Origin of the sequence: Novosphingobium sp. G106 (assembly GCF_019075875.1) — a bacterium.
GTDB lineage: Bacteria > Pseudomonadota > Alphaproteobacteria > Sphingomonadales > Sphingomonadaceae > Novosphingobium.
Window position 1 is genome coordinate 271,368 of record NZ_JAHOOZ010000002.1, and the last position, 19,090, is coordinate 290,457.

At 60.5% G+C, this 19,090-nt stretch carries 16 protein-coding genes; 9 read left to right on the top strand and 7 right to left on the bottom strand.

The genetic code is table 11. From position 1 onward, the window contains the following. Positions 1-17 precede the first annotated feature (17 nt). Complete coding sequence (locus tag KRR38_RS31405; protein ID WP_217407749.1) at positions 18-866, top strand: hypothetical protein; 849 nt, start codon at positions 18-20, stop codon at positions 864-866. A 260-nt stretch (positions 867-1,126) separates the two neighbouring features. Here KRR38_RS31405 and KRR38_RS31410 read toward each other — a convergent pair whose 3' ends face one another. Next, positions 1,127-2,179, bottom strand: a complete 1,053-nt coding sequence (locus KRR38_RS31410; RefSeq protein WP_217407750.1) for a tyrosine-type recombinase/integrase — start codon at positions 2,177-2,179, stop codon at positions 1,127-1,129. Between the two features lie 262 nt (positions 2,180-2,441). On the opposite strand from KRR38_RS31410, the gene KRR38_RS37150 reads away from it, so the two are divergent. Continuing rightward, complete coding sequence (locus KRR38_RS37150; protein WP_256449645.1) at positions 2,442-2,570, top strand: hypothetical protein; 129 nt, start codon at positions 2,442-2,444, stop codon at positions 2,568-2,570. 134 nt (positions 2,571-2,704) lie between these two features. Here KRR38_RS37150 and KRR38_RS31415 read toward each other — a convergent pair whose 3' ends face one another. After that, positions 2,705-3,460, bottom strand: a complete 756-nt coding sequence (locus KRR38_RS31415; protein ID WP_217407751.1) for an NYN domain-containing protein — start codon at positions 3,458-3,460, stop codon at positions 2,705-2,707. 126 nt (positions 3,461-3,586) lie between these two features. After that, entirely contained in the window at positions 3,587-4,321 is a 735-nt protein-coding gene (locus KRR38_RS31420; RefSeq protein ID WP_217407752.1) for a topoisomerase DNA-binding C4 zinc finger domain-containing protein, read from the bottom strand. A gap of 390 nt (positions 4,322-4,711) precedes the next feature. Between KRR38_RS31420 and KRR38_RS31425 the strand changes: the two genes are divergently transcribed. Further along, complete coding sequence (locus KRR38_RS31425) at positions 4,712-6,037, top strand: hypothetical protein (RefSeq protein WP_254515804.1); 1,326 nt, start codon at positions 4,712-4,714, stop codon at positions 6,035-6,037. Positions 6,038-6,158: 121 nt separating this feature from the next. Here KRR38_RS31425 and KRR38_RS31430 read toward each other — a convergent pair whose 3' ends face one another. Together KRR38_RS31430 and KRR38_RS31435 are read right to left on the bottom strand one after the other, a co-directional pair. Next, positions 6,159-6,581, bottom strand: coding sequence for a hypothetical protein (locus tag KRR38_RS31430; RefSeq protein WP_217407754.1), 423 nt, complete (start codon positions 6,579-6,581; stop codon positions 6,159-6,161). A 246-nt stretch (positions 6,582-6,827) separates the two neighbouring features. Further along, positions 6,828-7,022, bottom strand: coding sequence for a hypothetical protein (locus tag KRR38_RS31435; protein WP_217407755.1), 195 nt, complete (start codon positions 7,020-7,022; stop codon positions 6,828-6,830). 49 nt (positions 7,023-7,071) lie between these two features. Here KRR38_RS31435 and KRR38_RS37155 point away from each other — a divergent pair, with 49 nt between their 5' ends. Then, positions 7,072-7,200 carry a hypothetical protein gene (locus KRR38_RS37155; protein ID WP_256449646.1) on the top strand — a complete coding sequence of 43 codons (129 nt, stop codon included), beginning with the start codon at positions 7,072-7,074 and terminating at the stop codon, positions 7,198-7,200. A gap of 64 nt (positions 7,201-7,264) precedes the next feature. Here KRR38_RS37155 and KRR38_RS31440 read toward each other — a convergent pair whose 3' ends face one another. Both KRR38_RS31440 and KRR38_RS31445 read right to left on the bottom strand, forming a co-directional pair. Further along, positions 7,265-7,555 carry a Fic family protein gene (locus KRR38_RS31440; protein ID WP_217407756.1) on the bottom strand — a complete coding sequence of 97 codons (291 nt, stop codon included), beginning with the start codon at positions 7,553-7,555 and terminating at the stop codon, positions 7,265-7,267. 585 nt (positions 7,556-8,140) lie between these two features. After that, positions 8,141-11,341, bottom strand: a complete 3,201-nt coding sequence (locus KRR38_RS31445; RefSeq protein ID WP_217407757.1) for a MobA/MobL family protein — start codon at positions 11,339-11,341, stop codon at positions 8,141-8,143. Between the two features lie 404 nt (positions 11,342-11,745). Between KRR38_RS31445 and KRR38_RS31450 the strand changes: the two genes are divergently transcribed. From KRR38_RS31450 to KRR38_RS37550, 5 genes are all read left to right on the top strand, one after another. Then, positions 11,746-12,591, top strand: a complete 846-nt coding sequence (locus KRR38_RS31450) for a hypothetical protein (RefSeq protein WP_217407758.1) — start codon at positions 11,746-11,748, stop codon at positions 12,589-12,591. Between the two features lie 75 nt (positions 12,592-12,666). Next, entirely contained in the window at positions 12,667-14,181 is a 1,515-nt protein-coding gene (gene istA / locus KRR38_RS31455) for an IS21 family transposase (protein WP_217406814.1), read from the top strand. Next, positions 14,168-14,896: an IS21-like element helper ATPase IstB gene (gene istB / locus KRR38_RS31460; RefSeq protein WP_217401355.1), complete on the top strand. Its 729-nt coding sequence runs from the start codon at positions 14,168-14,170 to the stop codon at positions 14,894-14,896. Before istA ends, istB begins: the two co-directional genes overlap by 14 nt. A gap of 578 nt (positions 14,897-15,474) precedes the next feature. Then, positions 15,475-15,663 carry an excisionase gene (locus tag KRR38_RS36690; RefSeq protein ID WP_309141224.1) on the top strand — a complete coding sequence of 63 codons (189 nt, stop codon included), beginning with the start codon at positions 15,475-15,477 and terminating at the stop codon, positions 15,661-15,663. Positions 15,664-15,874: 211 nt separating this feature from the next. Continuing rightward, positions 15,875-19,072, top strand: coding sequence for an AAA family ATPase (locus KRR38_RS37550; protein WP_217407760.1), 3,198 nt, complete (start codon positions 15,875-15,877; stop codon positions 19,070-19,072). The last annotated feature ends 18 nt before the right edge of the window (positions 19,073-19,090 follow it).

Consider the following 19,090-nt stretch of genomic DNA (forward strand, 5'->3'; position numbering starts at 1 on the left):
AGGAAAGTTCTGAATCGATGGTACTTCACGATGTAAAGGGGGCACATGAACTTGCCGGCAAACTGGCGGAAATCTTCCATTTCCTCCTGCGCAACCGGCATTTTAACGAGACAGTGCAGCATGCAGCCTATCGCCGGGACGTGCTGCCTTGGCCGGACACGGCCAGCAAGCTGGTTTCGCTTCTGCATTCCAAGGCTAACACTCAGGCATCCGGTTCGTTGGACGACCTGGGGGAGACCTGGCAGTCGCTGCATGAAAACTATGAGCACTTTGAACGTATCGAAACTATCGAAGACCTCGCCTCTGCGCTTTGGCTGATTGCCGACCCGGAAAAAAAGAGGCCCAAGGCGAAGCGGTCTGTATTGGATGAAATGTGGACGGCGCTTACCCACGCGAAGGGTTTCGGGGGCAAAACTGCTGCGCTATTCGTAAAGTCAATTGTTGATATCCACACGCTGGACGTCAACAAGGACCTGAGCTTCCTTCACGATTTTACGATTTCCTCTGAGGATTTCCTGATGGTCCCCGTCGACCGCGTGATTCTGCACATCTTCACGGAAATCGGATTAGGATCGCCCAGCTTCACCAAGATCAACGGCGTGATCCGGGAGTACGGTCTGCAAAGCAGTCGGTGGCCGACGCTCTGGGATGATCTGTGGTTCTGGGGCTTCATCACGCAGCGCATGGCGAAGATCGCGCCAACGGCCGGAGAGAAAGAGGTATCGACAATGGTTCGCAGGACGGAGCTCAACGAGCCCAAGTTCTGGTCCATTCTTGGTACTCCTGCTCATCTGTGGCCTCAGGTAAGAGAGGCGGCGGAGGAGTTCAGGACAATCGTCACGTCCCCCGCGCTTCTCCCGGCGTAGTGGCAAGTTCCCGTACGAATGCCGCCGGGAAGGACCGGTTCGCCGTTTGAAATGTCACTTCCATTGGTGGCACATTGGTCGTCGAAGCCCTTGCCCATCCTTCGGGTAAAAGGCTCGTGCCGCCCGTACATGGGGCGAACCGGCCAATGCTTTCGCGACGGAGGGCGATGGCAAGCCTTGGAGCAGTGTGCTTCTCAGTGATGGGCTGTGTCGCAAGCCTGACGCTGACGGCGCTTCTACCGGCTTGCGTCGCGGGTCACTTAGAGCCTTCCAACCACCTTCGCCGCCGCGTTCGCCTCCACGGCCAGCGCCTGCGCGTAACGAGCGGGCTGCGCTGGGCTTTTCCATCTGAGCGCTTGCATGATGCCGGCGAGATCCTGACCGGCGGCAAACAAATCCTGTGTCAGGCCGACGCGAGTGGAGTGAGCGGTGAGGCTTTGGCGCCAATGGTCGAAATCGGCCTCGGTAATCGCACCCAGCAACCCGACTTCCCGCGCGGTGTCGAGCATGGCTCTATATATAAGCGTCACCGACTGGGCGCTGAGCGCCTGGCCGGGAGTCCAGATGTCCTGGCCTTGCCGATCGCGCGTCCGGTGGAGCCGGAGGAATATGGGCCCGTCCTTGCCTTCACCGGCATGACGCCATGCCGCCAAAGCCTCCATGGTCCTTGCCGACAGATATGCGTAGGCGCCGGCACCTTCCTGGTCGGCTTTGGATCGCGGCACGAACAGACGGCCAGCGCCTGCGTTTCCTTTCTCGATATGGGCCCAGTGGACTGCCACGATCTCGCTGCGGCGAAGACCGGTGTCAAACGCCAGACTGAGCACCGCGCGGTCACGAATGCCCTGCATCGTTTCGGGCACGGCAGCGAGCATCGCTTCAACGCAGACTCCCAGCGGCCCGGCCGCCGCAAGGGGATCCGCCACTTCACCCCGGAAGCGCAGCCCCTTCGCCTGACGCTGACGCACCCCAAGAGCGCGCCGCTGGGCCTTGAGCTCGAGACGCACGAGTTCGGTTCGCGTCGGATCGGGTTGATTGGCGAAAGCATGCGCGCGCGCGATCGAGCTCGCGTAGCGCGCCAGGGTTGCCGCCTTCTTCCCAGCTTGCGCTTGAGCTTGGAGAAAACCTGCCACTGTTTCGGGCGAAGCCGGCAGTGTCGCGACACCGACACGCGTCGCCCAGTCGCTGAAGACGCGTAGGTCCGCCCGCAGTGCCCGCCACGAATTCGCGCTCATCGCCCGCCGCGCCGCGTCGAGCACAGCCGCATCGACCGATGGCGCCCCGGCGGCAAAAATTTCGACGAGGGCGCTCATGCCGTTGGGATGCCTTTTAACCGGCCAATCGTCAAGCGTACTAGCGATAGCGTACATTATCACTAGTACGATTCTGCGTCGATTTTGATGCAGTGGATAGGAAAGTCGCCGTCCACTGCATCACCCTCGTCAGCGACCTCAACCTAACGTTTGCTGCCCAAGCGATTATGCTAGGATAAGCCACCGATCCAGGCTCACACGCAGTCACTTGTCGAGGGAAGCGGATGAACATCTTTGAGGCGCCATTGGCGACCTGAAAAAGATGATCGACGTCATCGACCCTGCCTTCAAGAAGGCCGCGCGCGAAGCCTCGGAGCGCGCGCATGCCAAAGGCATTACCGTCGTGGACGGTCGTGCCAGCGAAAACCGCCCAGCAACCCCCGACCCGTAGGCGCCTGCTCCAAAACTGCGCGCATATGCTGTCATGGATGAGCGGACGGCAGGCGAGAGGGATTCTGCCCGATCGACTGCTTTCACACTCGGAAACTCCAGTTGCGAATGATCGACATGTCGGCGGACGCTGGCTCACTTGCGCCCCGCACCGCGTGCAGGCTTCAAGCGAATATAAACTCCGCGGCCGCGGGCGCGATCGATTTCAAATGCGCCCGTTTTCTCGACCAGGTCGCCGAGTTTGGCAAAACCGTAGGAACGTGGATCGAAGTCCGAATTCAAAACTGCCAATCTCTGACCCACGCCACCAAGTGCAACCCAACCTTCGCCATCATCATCGAGTTGAGCCATCGCGGTCTTGATCAACGGGGTCGCTTCCTTCGACGGACGCGTCAACGATGCGGGGCGAGCATCGGGTTTGTCCGGCTTATCGGGCGCTGGCGCCTCAGGCAGCAGGTTCTCGGTGTAGATGAAACGACGGCAAGCCTGACGAAAACTCTCGGGAGTTTTTTGCTCGCCAAAACCGTAGACGTCGACCCCTTGCTCGCGAATGCGAGCAGCCAGGCGAGTAAAGTCGCTATCCGATGAGACCAGGCAGAAACCATCAAAGCGGCCGCTATGAAGGAGGTCCATCGCGTCGATGACCAGCGCGATATCCGACGCATTCTTCCCCGACGTGTAAGCAAAGTTCTGGTGAGGCATGATTGCATGCGTTGATAGAATGTCGGCCCAACTCTTGAGCCTGGGGCCCGAGAAATCGCCATAGATGCGGCGCACGCTCGCTTCGCCGATTTTGGCAATCTCCTCAAACAGTCCCTGAGCGATTTTGGAGGATGCGTTGTCGGCGTCGATCAAGACTGCCAATCGAGGAGCCCGGGGTTCGAGTGCCATCCCGCGACTATGCCCGCCTTCGCCAATGTATGCTAGTAGCGAGGGCAGGCAGAAATCACTTGCTCACAGGTCGTCAGTGAACTTCTCCAGCGGGGGCGCCATGGGCCGGGATCGATTGGTCGGGGGCTAGTCTGCAATATCCCTCGAGTACCGGCATCCGGGGAAATTTGAGCAGCCAACGAACCTACCGTACCGGCCACTTCGCTCAACCAATTTCCCACTGCAACCATCCGTAGGGCAGGCCACCTGCTTCCCTTGCGAAGCAAAAAGGTCTGGCGCGGGACGCGCCTTCGGCTCGGCCTGCCGGGCATTATATCTGCGCCTTTTGAACTCCCACGGATGCTCGTTGTTTTCGAATGCCCAGATCCCTCGGCGATTTTTCTGGGCATCGCTCAAAGCGTCGAAGTATCGAGGGTCCGGGTCGTAGCGATCCAGGACCCATGCCCAGCCATTGAGAACCATCTCCAGCTCGATGTTTCGGTAGGCTGGAGACGCCCAGCCTCCTAGAAACGGGCCAATCATCGATCGCGATTGACCTTGATCGTCCATACCGTCGGCTAGGAGATAGGGCACGGCAACAATTCGGCCGTGACGATCGACGATCCCGCCAGTGTCCATCTTCAACAAAACGACGAGCTCGACCGACTTCCCGCCAATCAAGGAAACTAGGAAGTCCCGTGCTTCTCTACCTCCGGGCTGTCCCATTTCAGGAGCGTCGATGAACCCAAGACGGATTGCCACCTCGTGACTACTGTCGCGCCGGAGATTGTGGATCCTCGCGAGAAAGCCGTCTCCATCGAATACCTTGAGAACAGGTACTTGGATGGTCTCGCAGGCTGGATCTTCCGGTGCCACGAGCATTCTTGATCACCTGCTGCCAAAATACCGATCGGTTTTCCACTAATTCAAGCGACAGTATTTAGCTTGAATTAGTGCAAATGTCATTCATCTTCGACAGCCCGGCCATCTTCGGCGCCGAAGATCATGGTCTTGCCCTTGTACGGTCCCGTAGCAAGGACGGCGGCTTGATCGAATTTAGTTGCTCAACAATCAGGGGGTGCTGTTTTCAACCATCACTCAAACAGCCTTGTTTGTTAGACTAATCTCGCTTGTTAAAACAGAGCCAGCGGCTATCGCGGGGGAGAACAGAGGTGGGGCTTGATGAGGGGCGACAGGATAGGCAAGGCAAAGGCGGCGGCCGGAAAAGCACTCAAAGCAAGTGGTGATGCGCTCGACGGTGCGGCCAAGTTCATGGAAGAGCGGCGCGATGGCATCGCGGGTTCCACGCGCGAGGCGCTTGATTGGGCTGGGCACGCTTCCGAGACTGCGGGGAGGGTGCTGGCGGAAAAGGCTGCCGCGTTCGGGCAGAAGCGCAAAGGATTGCGGTCCGCCAAGAACGCTGGCGAGAAGCTGATCGACGTTGCTGCGGATTCCGCCATCGACCTCGTCCATCTGCTCGGACGGTCCATCGACGGCCTCGGCAGCGCCACCCGGCGGGCATCGCCGACGGTCGGTGCGGCGACCGGCGGCATGATCGTTGGCACTATTGGCACGGTATCGGGCGCGGTTGATTCTTTTGCGCTAACTCAAGCGGATTTCGATGCGATAGAGCAGCGGCTTCTGCGCGCCGGCGCCAGAGCCCGCGAACAGGCGCATGACGAATTGAAGCGGATCAACTTGGCGCGCCTGCTCCACCGGCGCGATACCCTGCTGGACCTGTTGGTTATCGGTGGCGTCTCGCTGGCCGACATTCTGCGCCATCCCGATAATGTGCCGTCTGAAGTGCAACAGGCCTTTGCGCTTGCCTATCCGGGGCTGACGGCTGCCGGGGAGACTTTCGCTCATACCGTGTCGCGCGTGCCAACGGAGGACCTGATTGGCCTGGTCAACAGCGTGAAGGGCAAGCTTTTCGAAATGGAACTGGTGGACCAGCTCAACGGCTCGTTGACTGATGGGCTTCATGCCGAACTCGCCAACTCGGCGACGCAGCCGGGTTATGACATTCTGGTGCGCGATGCCCATGGCGATATTGTGCACGAGATCCAGGCAAAGGCGACCGAGTCCGCCAGTTATGTCAAGGAGGCGCTGGAGCGCTATCCGAATATCGATATCACCACGACCTCCGAGGTCCACGGCCATCTGATGGCGCTAGGTCTCTCGGCCGAGCATGTCACTGACAGTGGCATTGCCGAAGCTGCGCTCCAGCAAAAAGTCGAGACAGCGGCGGGTATCGGGCAGCACGTCGGCGCAAGCGACTTCGTGCCCTCCGCGCTCGGGCTGGCGTTGATCGCGTTCTCAGCGTTCAGCAAGACCCGCGTCAGCTGGGAAGAGCGCGGCGTCATCTTCGGCGAACGCGCGGCCAAGGCGACGATTGCCGGCGCCGCCGCCAAGAGTCTGCTGCTCGCGACGAACACCTGGTGGATCGCACTGCCAGCAGGCGTTGGCCTGCGCGTGATGGCTGGTCGCGGCGATGCCAAGCGCCAGCGTTACAATGCGCTCAAGGGCATCGTCGAGAGCCTGGAGGCGTCGAACATCGCGCGCCCCGCAGCTCCGAAGCTGCTGCCGCGACCAGCCTGAATTGCCCTCCACAAGCATATATGATTGCACGCAGCATGGCGCAAACGCGATCACGGTAGGTCGCGTCCGCGCTAGCGAACGACATTCCCGACCGTTTGTCACCGGACAGCCCCGAATTTGCTTAGCTGCCGGAACGCTGGAAAGCTGTGAGATAAGCAGCCGCCTCGTGAACTTTCGACGCCCACCGCAATAGGAAGACCCCTGCCGCCTCGTCGCGCTTGATATCGGCCAGGCTCGGCAGATCTTTCGCTTCGATCTGCGCGCCCGATGGAAGATTGATCGTCAACTCCTCCGTCGGATGGCCCCATGTGATGCCTCGGAAGTCAAAATTTGGCCGAAACCCGGCCAGCTGGATCCAGTGTCTGAAGCTGGGCGGCGTACAAACGTGTGTTCCATAGCAGCGCCGCCCGGCCAAGTCGTCCTGCACCGTCAGAAGCGCATCCCGCGCGGTACGACGAGAGCTCCAAGCTAAACCCGTGTCATCTCGAATGAAACTCAGGTCGCAGGTTCGTGGCACACTCAAACCATCGAGCCCGACGATCAAATAAGTGAAATATATCCCACCGTCGCGATCCTGAGAGAGCTTAGCAAGACCAATGGACCAAGTTCTGCATGACGATTCCACCATAGCTCCCATAGTGTTATCTAATTTTATAATGTCAAGTCGAGTCTATATAACGCCCTCCTCTGTTATATTATAGAATAATTTATAGGATAGATTGTAGGATGAAATTTGAAAATTATTATGCCACCCTGCATGAATATAGCTGGAGTCCGGTCGAGCAGTGGCCTAGTTCAGCTTCTCAACGAGATCGCGCTTAGACTTCATCACCATTGCCGTGGACCATCCTCCGACTAGGCCACAGAGGTGAATAAGCGTGTCCCGATCAACGCCAGTGGCCAGCATTTGAAGGATCGAGGCAGATGTTTCAGCAAAGCCCTCAAGCGGCGTCACCAGCAGTTGCAGCTGGCCCCATTCGTCCATGCCCCCCGAAGCTTTCCAAGATATCTGGGAGGCCTGGGACCGCTCTGCCATGGAATCCGTCAGTGACACCGGCGACTTCGATAGACGCGAGAAACTGGGCGGCGGGGAATCCTATGCCCTCGCCCCATGGTACCCCGAGAATCCCTTCGTCACGCAGTTTCTGATCGATGATGCCTGAAGAGACCCTCAGGAACTCAGCGACCTGAGCTCGAAGCAGCATTCCACCGCCTGCTGCAGCCATTTCAGCCTTGAAAGCAGGTGATCGTGCCCTTGCGGCGACTTCTGCTGGCGAGTTGCCCATAGGTAAAATCTACCGCAGAAGGAGCAAATGACCAACCCGTCCCCAAGAGGACGATCCCTAAGGCGAGGAGGTCATCCTCGCCGTTGTAATAGGCCCGATCCTGAGGAGCATTGAGAACAGAGTGCACAGCCGACTCGTCTTTAAAGCCGGCCGCGCCTCCAAATTTCTCTAAGCTGATTTCATGAAGGCGGCTAACGTCCTCGAACGTCAGCCACAGAATATCACTTTGCAAGACCCTCGAACGTCCTTTCGAAGCCATCGAAAGCGCGCTCGATCAGATCCTTACGATCGACTTGAGGCTGAGGACGTGCCTTGAATTTTGCCTTCCGCCGCGTAGGGGCGTCGATAAGCGGTGCAGCCATTTCAAATCCTCCTAAATTGCGGGTTAGGTTAAGCGATGTTTCGGACTTTAGAACGCATAGGTCAAGAAAAGGTCGAATGCGTTCAATGGAGAACGCGTCCGAGCGGGTTGGAGCGCTTTTTAGAGAAGCTTGCTCGAAGTGCCAATCCGCCCAACCCCGGGCGATTTGCGGACTTCGCCGGCTGGAAACTGACCTCATGACCTTCGAGCGACCGATACCTCGGTATATCGCGACTTGTGCGGACTGCCACATGAGCGTGAAGACAGAATTGGTCAGCGAAAGCATCAACCTAACCCCCGATCTCACGCTATGGCCGTCGGCGAGCGAACCATTGCGATGGCGACGTGGCCTCCCGCGATGAGGCCGTGTAGGACTGTAAGGACTCGCGGGACATTAGGCGATAATAGGCTGGATGCGCGCCTAGTATACCGGGCCTGAACGCTGTCGCCAAACCGTCAAAAACCGCGAGACCGCCATAAAGAGTTCGAGTTTCTTGACTGCTCGGCGCGTCGGCGAGCATCTTCACGGATGCGCTCGGCAGTGGTGCGATCGATAGCCGCCAATTCCGCGAAAGCTTCCGCGTCGTTGACGATCTGCGCAGCGCGAGCCTCACGCTCATGTGTGTCCATTCGTTTGTCCAGGGCTTCTAGCCAGCGGTCAATGAGAGGGTGTCGTCCCTGGGCATTCAAACCGGAACGAGGACGTTCGTTGGCTTTGTCGATGGCTGCACGCATGTTGACGCTGTCCAGGGCTGCAATCTGCTCCGGCCTCAGGCGAATTGAGCGCTTCTCCAACTCTCTGCGCTTTTGCTCTTCTCGCTGAGCTGCTGCCCGTCCTATGGCCGCTTCTTCCGGATCGATCAGTATCGGAACGCCCTTTTTAAAACGCTGCAACCGTTCCTGGCGCTGACGCTCGCGTTCATCAATCTCATCCTGGCGTGCTTGCGCAACGCGCGCAGCGGCCCGCTGGGCTTCATCGCGCCGGCGTGCTGCCTCAACTTCACGCTTTCGTATGGCATCGGCCTCGGCAGCGGCGGCCTGTGCGGCTGCGAGCCGTTTCTGATAATTATCGAAGATCCGTTTCAGTTCGTGCTGGTACTCGGGTTCGCCGCGCCATTTGCGATCGAGCGCGACAAGCTCTTCCGGTGTGCGCCGCGACAAGCTGAACTCACCCGCAGCTTCGTCGATGCGAACACGATCTGGTTGCGCGGTGGCATGGGCTGAAAGGCGTGTGAGCTCGCGATCCTGCATACGGGCGATGTCCTGCAGACGCTGCACGAAGTGTTTATCGGCAGCATCTTCCTGGCGGACGTCGAGCTGGCGCCGCGCGAGATCACTGAACCGGATCCGTCCCTCTACCAAACGGATGCGCAGGCCCTCATTTGTAAGACGATCGACGACGCTCAGACGGCGGACCGCTCCTTTGGCGGCATCGTTGCTAGCCGGGCCGACTTCTGACGTCGGTGCCGTGGTGGGTCTCTGATCGATAGGAGCTTGTTCGACGGCCTGCCGTGCTGGAGCCACCGGGCTGGCGGCGGTAGCAGCTTCCGACCTTTTCGCGGCGGACGGCTGCTGAGTGGCAGACGCGGGCTCGCCCAGGGCCTTAACCGGCCCAGCGGCCTTTTCCTGCTCGGAGGCCATCTGCGGGATCTGAGCGATGCGCTCCGACGCCTGCTGATTAACCGCAGCCTTGAAGTGGTCATCAACGACGCGCTCGCATTCCGACATCTGCGCACGTGCTGCGAGGCAGGTCGCTGAGGACATTTCTACGATTTCAGCCGATTCCGCCCGGAGGGGTCTTAGACGCTCGAGATGGTCGCGCGCAGCGGTTCGCAGCGCCTCTCGCTCCTTTTGCTGTGCCGGACTCAGACTGCAGGCACCCGCATTGTGCGCTGCCAGCCATCGATCGTTGATCCGCTCGATGTAAGCCGCCCTTGAACATACACGCGCCGTCAGCTGATGCACTCGTTCGCCCACATCCTCCGCATCGATCAGCCGCTCCCACGCATCGTCCAGCAGCCGGATGCGGTCCTCGATCGGTTCGCTCAGGCTAGGCCTGAGGCTAGCCTCCTCCAGTTCGCGACGTCGACGTTGTATCGCGAGTATTCGGCGGCGGTGTCCGTCGATGAGTTGATCGTCTAGCTGCTGGACGATCACTTCCCACTGTTTCCGCTCATTTCTGACCCCAACGATGCTGACCTTTCCCTTGCCCTCTGCGGCGGAAAGCTTGGTGCCCAGATGTTCGCCAGGCTTTGCTGCGATGCCCATTTGCTCATAGGTTCGAGGATCGTACCGACGCTCATGTCCCTCGCGTGTGAGCGCTTCGTTCACCTGGGCGGCGAAACGACCACGGAGATAGCCTATCCAATCCTTCCGGCGCACATCCCGGACCTTGTCCTGGCGAAACAGGCGGCTGCTTTTACGGCGCTGGTCGCTGCAGAATCGCGCGGCGAAATCCCAATCACCCGCTACTGCCTCGGCGGAGACATACCCCAGCTCTCGCGCCTTCTCAAAATCGATCGATGTCAGGCGGCGGCACGGTCGGTCGTAGTAGTCCAGATGAAAGTGCCATTGACGCTCATCGTTTGCATGATCCGGCGCATGCAACGCCGCGTTGAAAGGGAGGCCATTTCGTTCGAACTCGCGACAGAAGCTGCGCATCACCCCAAGGCGGCCGGCGGGGCTCAATTCGTTCGGCAGTTCGGCGATGACCCGGGACTGGATCCGACCACCGCGCCCATCGTGAAACTTCGCGAAAGAGTCCTTGGACAATCGATAGCCCTCCTGCGTCTCGCCGACGCGCTTCTTTCGGTTGCCGCTCCACCCATCGAGTGACGAAAGAAACGCGCGCACCTTTCGGCCGGAGGAGATGACAAATTTCCTATGGGCGGTTTCAGTTTCAAGCGCCGTGCGAAGCTCGACCGGACATTTGGGATGAACCATGACACTTGCCCAGAAAGCTGGCGCTCTCTGAATGTCTAGTGACATCATGTCCGCAGCCGGCAGGGCCTCGTGCTCCTCGACGAGTTGCCAGAACCTAACGCGTTCGGCGGGGTCCTCTGAAATGTTGCTGAGGATGCAGGCACCGCCATGCGATGCAATCGCCTCCGTAGCCGCCCGATCACCGTTACCAAGCTGGCGCGTCGTTGCGGCCCGGGCTCCTCGCCCAATGCACCGTGGCATCGCATCCCCCACAAAATTTGGATCGCGCCGAGCCGGTCCTTGCATGTCTTCAGCGACCGCGGATTTTTTGAGAACCGCTTCTGCGCTAGCGTATTCGAAGGACGCATAAGAGACGGCCACCTCAGGTTCGGCCGAGAAGATTTTCACGGTGGCGGATTCGCGCTCGATGTAGCCGCAGTGCGCCGCCGCAGCACCACGCTCTGCATCCATGCCATCGACCTGCGTTCCCATTCGCGTACGAGCAACGGAGCGGTGCGAAAAATGGAAGGAGGTGCGCCCGTCCTCTGTGCTCAGTCTGAGCGCGCGCCGCATCGGAATATGAAATCGAAACCGCGGGGCAATGGAGGCCTCACTTGCCGAATTGACAGTCGGCGAGGTCGGGTTGTTTCCGACACCCCACCACCCGAAAACGTCCTCGGGCTCGAAGCCACCGATCAGCCTGTCGACGGCAGTGCTGAGCGAGCTCAGCCGCATCTTTAAATTCGGAACACCTCCGTAACCCACATGCACCTCGAAACCGGAGCGGCGTGCTCTCGGTTCGATTCTGGGAGGGCGCGCGCACCCAACGAAATCGCGCCAACAATTTCAGAAACTCGGTTTGAGCAAATTAATGCCTGCCCGGCCCCTACTAAGCCGCTCGCACCGAAATGAGCAGCGCGCGGTCCGCCTCCTCGGTCACTTGGATCGTAAATTATCAATCAGCGGTAGTGCGCCTCCCGATCAAACACGAAGCCACCAAGCAGCCACACGGCGCTATTTCCTTAGGTACACAGTTTACCAATTATTCTGATCTTCCTGTTTTTGCTAATTGATGGTTAGCCGGTTGGCCACACCCCTCATCGTCCTAAAACATGGCTGCAATCGATTTGGAGACAATCATGACGACCGGCCACACTCCTTCCAAAAAATCGCCGCGGGGACGGAAATCCGAAAAGGCTATCGCGCTCCGCCGCATCCAGGCTCGCGATATTCTCGACCACAATTTCCCCGCGGCCAGCGGTCTTCTTGCCGAGATTGGCGACGCGAAATTGGGCCTCGACCAGATCCAAGCGCGGGTCCTCGAGATGGCAAACATCGCTCGCGACAACCCGCTTCCGCGTCTGAAAACTACGTTTGAGGACGCGCGCAGTATGAACCCTGAGCAGTCTATCGCGAGAGCTTTGGCAGCGCTCGGCGACCTCGCCGCTGCGCGGCTGGCATGCAAAAATTTGTTGGCGGAACTCGACCTGGCGCGCGTGTCTTTGGCCATCGAAATGGGGTTGATAGACAACGATGAGGAACACCTCAGACACGAGCTCGAAGCGGCTGTGCTGACCCGCCCGAAGATCGATCGCGAGGTTGAAAAACGCGCTCTTGAAATGGAAAGGAGTGGCGCAAAACGCGCGAACATCATAAAAGATTCGCAGCACGCTGATGCCGCCTGGGCCCGCCCTTACAACTGGTCCCAACTGCCTTCGGTTATCGGCCACCTAAGGATCAGCGAACGCCCGGCGCCACAAACAATTGCGCAGGAGTTGCTGCCACCGGTCGACGATATCGCGTTCTACATTGACGTGGCAGCGCTGCCTCAGATGACCGAGCAGCTCGACGATTCACGGCTGCAAAAATGGTACATCAAACAAGTGTTGGGCTGGCTTTCGAGGAACTATCCTGGCCCCTCCGACAGGACTCGCGAGGTCATCGCTGTGGATCGGCGTGCAAAAAGGCCCCCGTTATGGGGGTGATCGGCATCTAAAAGGGACCCCCATCTCGATGGTTTAGGTGCGTCGGCTTGGTTGTAGCCAGGCGGCGGGATCGGGATGTTGATTTTGGAGACGGTAGTAAGGATCCGGCGCGAGCACGCCGACGGTAAATCGATCAAGGCGATCGCGCGTGACCTGCGGGTGTCGCGCAAGGTGATAAGGAAGGCGATCCGCGCCCCGGAAGCGGGATTTGCCTATCGGCGGTCGGTGCAGCCGCTTCCCCGGATCGGCCCGTTCCAGGAGCGCCTGGATACTCTGCTGACGGAGAACGAGGCACGACCCCGGCGCGAGCGGTTGCGGATGACGCGGATCCACGACCTGCTGCTGCGCGAGGGGTTCGACGGTTCCTACGATGCCGTGAGGCGCTATGCGAAGCGCTGGCTGGACGATCGGCGCAAGGATGCCGGCGACGGCGCGGCGGCGTTTATCCCGCTGATGTTCCGGCCGGGCGAAGCATACCAGTTCGACTGGAGCCACGAGGATGTGGAGATCGCCGGCAAGCCGATGCGTGTGAAGGTCGCGCATATGCGGCTTTGCGCATCGCGGGCGGTGTTCGTGCGGGCCTATCCCCGCGAGACGCAGGAGATGGTGTTCGACGCCCACGCGCGGGCGTTCGCCTTCTTCGGCGGCGTGCCGACGCGGGGCATCTACGACAACATGAAGACCGCGGTCACGACGGTGTTCACGGGCAAGGAGCGGGTCTTCAACCGCCGGTTCCTGATCATGGCCGACCACTACATGATCGAGCCCACCGCCTGCTCGCCAGCGGCGGGTTGGGAGAAGGGCCAGGTCGAGCACCAGGTGCAGACGATGCGCGGCCGGTTCTTCCAGCCCCGATTACGCTTTGCGAGCCTGGAGGAACTGAACGGGTGGCTTGAGGCCGAGTGCCGCCGCTGGGCGGCGCTGCATCCCCATCCCGATCAGCGCGAGCTGACGATCGCCGAGGCATGGGACGCCGAGCGCCCGGCGCTCCAGGCGATGCTGGCGCCGTTCGACGGCTTCCACGAGACGCCGCACGCGGTAACCGGCACCTGCCTGATCAGCTTCGACCGCAATCGCTACTCGGTCATGGCCAAGGCGGCCCGGCGTGCGGTGCAGGTTCGCGCCTATGCCGACCGGATCGTGGTCCGCCTCGACGACGAGGTGGTCGCCGAGCATCCCCGCTTCTTCGGCCGCGATCGGATGATCCTCGATCCCTGGCACTACCTGCCGGTGCTGGCCAAGAAGCCGGGCGCCTTAAGGAACGGGGCACCGTTCCAGGACTGGGATCTCCCGCCAGCACTGGCCCGGCTCAGGCGCAAGCTGGGAACGGGCGATGAAGCCGACCGCCGGTTCGTGCGCGTGCTCTCTGCCGTGCTCACCGACGGGCTCGAAGCGGTCGAGGCCGCGATCCGCGAGGCGCTCGCCGCCGGCGCTGCCAGCGACGATGTGATCCTCAACATCCTGGCACGACGGCGCGAGCCGCCCCGACCACTGACCATCGCGACGTCCGAAGCGTTGGCGCTCAGCCACCCGCCGACCGCGGACTGTGCTCGATACGACCTGCTGCGAGGCGCCCGTGCAGCGGCATGAGATGATCGCCGCGATGAGCGGCCTGGGCCTCAAGGGCATGGCCAGCGCCTTCGACGAGGCGGTCACCACGGGCATGCAGCGCAAGCGCACCGCCATGGAGATCCTCACCGACCTGCTGCGCGCTGAGGCTGCTCACCGCCACGCGGCATCGATCCGCTATCGCATGACTGCGGCCCGGCTGCCGACGGTGAAGGACATCGATGCGTTCGTGTTCGAAGGCACACCGATCAACGAGCAGCTGGTACGCTCGCTGCATGCCGGCTCGTTCCTGCCCGGACAGCGCAACATCGTCCTGGTCGGCGGCACCGGGACCGGGAAGACCCACCTCGCGGTTGCGATCACTGCCAGCGTCGTGCGTGCCGGCGCCCGCGGCCGCTACTTCAACACCGTGGATCTGGTGAACCGGCTCGAGGAGGAGAGCCGCCTCGGCAAGGCAGGCGCGCTTGCGGCCCAGCTCTCGCGCCTTGACCTCGTCGTGCTCGATGAGCTCGGCTACCTGCCGTTCGCCCGCTCGGGCGGCCAGCTGCTGTTCCACCTCGTCAGCAAGCTCTACGAGCGCACCTCGGTGATCATCACGACGAACCTGGCGTTCGGGGAATGGCCGACCGTGTTCGGCGATCCCAAGATGACGGCCGCGCTGCTCGACCGCATCACGCATCACTGCGACATCGTCGAGACCGGCAACGACAGCTGGCGCCTCAGAAACCGGAGCTAAAACCCTCCCCCCGGACCCCCCCACCCGGCGGTTGACCCGGTGGGTCCACAGGAACCTCCCACGGCCGTCACCGCCAGCGCTTTAGGAGGCGCGCGGCGACGGCCGCGGGTCCCTCCTATGGACTACCGGGACAACCGCCCTGCAAACCGCAAAGGGGGGGCCCTTTTGCACGCCGATATGGGGTCCCGGTTCAACGCCTATTTACAGTCATCGCCCCTGCCTGGACGGCCTTGCTCATGCGCCGGGATCGCTTGTTCCAGAACCACTCTGACGGGCAAACATTCATCTTGCCGAGTGCCTGGACGCCGGGCCGGGTCATGCATCTCGAATTCGGTTGACGGCCCGTTGTCGGCCCCAAGGTCGAACTGCTCTTGTGCAACCTGCTACCGGGGAACGCGCGTTGACGCAGTGGACAAATTCCGAGGGTACGGTAGCTCCATCTTGCAGCAAAGCCGCCATGACGAGCCGTGGCAGCCTTCCAATCCCGCATGATCACAGGGCCCTTGAATGAAAGGTCACAAGCAATGCAGCGCATAAATCCACCGGCTTCTTCGAGTGAACCAACCACAGAGATTTGCGTGATCGCTCCCCTCAGCGTTCGTATATCGACCGCAGTGAAGATGACCGGCATCGGGCGGTGGAAGATCTACGAACTGATCCAAGAAAGAGCCATCGACGTGGTCAAAATTGGTTCTTCGACCCTGATGCCGATCGCCAGTCTAGATCGTCTTCTCGAGAAAAATCGGCGCGGAGCAAATAAGAGCTGATCCGACGTACAACCGCTCTCAGGGCGCCCGAAGATCAGCCTTGCCATGCCGAATTCTTCTTACCGAGCCCCCTGTCGAATGCCGCCGTCGACCGCGCAAGGCCTCTCGCACCGGTGCTCGCCAATCCGAAATTATTGGATCTTGATGCGAAATCGGTGGACCACTTGCGCCGAGTGAATAGGCTGGCCCGGACGGTGAAGGAGGGGGCTAAGTGAGGGATGCGGAGTTCAAGCGATGGATGCTGGCACAGGGGTATGCCGAGCACTCGGTGAACAGCGACATCGCAAGACTCAAGCGCGTGGAAGCGGCCATGCCGGACTTTGGCCTTCCCGATGCTGATCTCGACACGGAGTTCAATCGCGATCAACTCGCGGCGATAATCCGCGCGTTGGAAGAAGTGCTGACGGATCTGCCCTCGGGCAAGCGTCCCCCGCTGGCGCTGGTCCCGCGATCTGAGAATTTCGAAGAGCGGCTGCGCAAAGCGATACGCAGCACGCAGCAGTATGGTGAATTCTGCCGCGAAATTGGCGCCGCACCTTTGTCGGTGGCTGATCGGATTCGGCACTATGCGCTTGATCACTATGTCGTTCCAGCGCGACGACGGAGCCTTGATGAAGTCCGGATTCCCGCAAGCGACGTCAATCGCGACCTCAAGCTCGACGGGCATTTCCGGAATATCTACCAAGCGCTCACGGGAGCGAAGTTCCTCCAACTCGCGCGCCTACCCGAACCTGCCACCACAGGTACGCCGGAATCCTCCACTGCGATCCTCATCTTTCGGCTTTCGGAAGACGACAACTGGGCTGAACTCGAACTACGGCGGCGATGCGGCGATCCGATCTCGCAAACCCAGAAAATCATTGGCTTTGCGCTAAGTGACCAAAGACAAATTGCCCTCGATCGAGAGGCCAAGCGCGCTCAAATCTGGCTCGAAGGCGGTCTTGCACCAGCGAACACCATAGCTCGACGCTACGCTCCCACCGAAGCCCGTCATTCGAACCTGCCCAGCCGCCTGAAGCACATTCCGCCGGAAGGTACGCCGCCACAGCCTGTGTCTCGCATTGTCGTCCAGGATCCGCAGCAACTTGCCGCACTTCTGGACTGGTATGAACGAGCGCGGTCGATGCTCGACCGCGCTGCACTGGACCGGTTGCGCGCTCGCTTCCTTGAATTGCATCCCGAATTCCGCAACTTCGAGGAAAGCGGTAGTTTCGCTAATGCACAGTCCAGCTACAAAAGAGCCCTGACAGCAAAAGCCAGCGAGCTGATGCTGCAGCACGTGGACGCGACGGATGCGATCATCGGTGGCGCGCTACTGGACCTACTTTCCGGTCGTGGTGGTTTGCCGAGCAATCTTCTGGACTGGCGCATCGCAAAACTGGTCGCGGACGTGAGGGCCACTCATCCCAATCGATTGGAGACCGCTGCCGGAAAGTTGGTCCGCGCCCGCGAAGGCGTAACGGCGATCGGCGCCTTCACCGAAGAGACGTGGCCGCTGATTTCGCAACACGGCTTCCAAGCCAATCCCTATGCCGAAAGTCGCACTATCCCGACGATGTTACGCGCGCTCGTCGATCCGGACATGCTCGGCATCCGCTCCAAGCCCATAGAAAACGCCTCGAAAATGCTGCTCCATCGCTCGACATTCGGAGCGCAACCCCTAACTCGAGACGAGTTGGAGGGCGTCCTCGCGCTTGCGCGAGAGATCGATAAGGTCATGCGCGACGAGTGGCATTGGGCACCGCGCGACCTCTGGGACGTACAGGGCTTTCTCTGGGAGACTTGCCAGTCCCGCCTCACCGCCGAAGCAATCGAAACCTCTGAGCCAACCGAGGAACCTCGCATGCCCGCCCCTACCAATCTAATTCTCTACGGTCCTCCGGGCACCGGCAAGACCTTTGCGACTGCGCGCGAGGCAGTGCGACTGTGCGACGAGGCGGTGCCCGATAGCCGGGCGGAGCTGATGGCGCTCTATCGTGCGCTTCAGCAAAAAGGACGGATCGGCTTCGTCACGTTCCACCAGAATTTCAGCTACGAGGATTTCATCGAAGGCCTACGCCCCGTCTCGGGCACCAGCGAACCCGATGCGCCTTCCGAAGCCGGCTTCAGCCTTGAGCCGCAGGACGGCATCTTCAAGCAGATCGCAGAGCTCGCAGCGAGCAACAGGGGTAAGGCGCTCGACACCCAAGCGCATGTGATCGATCGCGACCGCAAGATCTTCAAGATGTCCCTGGGGCGCAGCCGCAACGCGGCGGACGATGCCATCTACCAGGACGCCATCCGCGATGGTTATGTGGTGCTCGGATGGGGAGGTGACGTCGACTGGTCGGATCCGCGTTTCGAACAGTGGGAAGCGATCAAGGAGCGTTGGCGGCAGGATCATCCTGAAGCCACAGGCAACGATCCCAACATGTCCCAGATGTACACCTTTCGGATCGCAATGCAGGCTGGCTCCTTGGTCGTTATCTCGGATGGCAACCGCCGGTTCCGGGCGATTGGTGAGATCGCGGGTCCCTATCAGTTCGTCCCCGGCCGCAACGGCGAATACAATCACCGGCGCAAGGTCCGTTGGCTTTGGCACAGCGAAGAGAGCCTACCGCGCGAGCTCATTTACGCAAAAGAGCTCAGCCAGGTATCGGCCTACCAACTCAACAGTGGGAACGTGAACTGGGAGGGCCTCGAGCAGATCGTCGCGAGCGGCGGCGACGCCGGGGCGACAAGCGGAACGCCGGAGCCCTACGTCCTCATCATCGACGAGATCAATCGCGCCAACATCTCCAAGGTCTTCGGCGAGCTCATTACCCTAATCGAGCCCGACAAGCGGGTCGGAATGGATAACGCGCTCACGCTCACCCTGCCCTATTCAAAGAAGTCGTTCGGGGTGCCAGCCAATCTCCATATCGTCGGCACTATGAACACGGCGGACCGCTCGATCGCGCTGCTCGATACGGCCCTTCGGCGGCGCTTCACCTTCCGCGAGATCGCACCGCAGCCAGAGCTTCTAACGTCCGTGGAGGGCATCGACCTAGCTTCGGCGCTCCGCGCGATAAATGACAGGGTCGAGTACCTGATCGACCGTGAGCACAGGATCGGCCATGCCTTCTTCATGGGGTGCGATAGCGCCGAGGCGGTGGATGAGGCGATGCGGGAAAAGGTGATCCCGCTCCTGCAAGAATATTTCTTCGAGGACTGGAGTCGGATCCACGCCGTGCTGGGAGACGGTTTCATCGGTCTTCGCAAGCTCAAGGCGCCGCCCGGCTTCGATGGCGATGATCGTGAGAGCTGGTTCGTCAAGAACAGCTTTGGCCCCGGCGCCTATCAGCAACTGCTCAAGGGTGCCCCAGCTTCGGAGGCGCCTGCAGCCAACGACGAGGACGAACCAGACACTGACGCGGACGCCGCCGAGTGACGCACCTTCAAGCCAGCG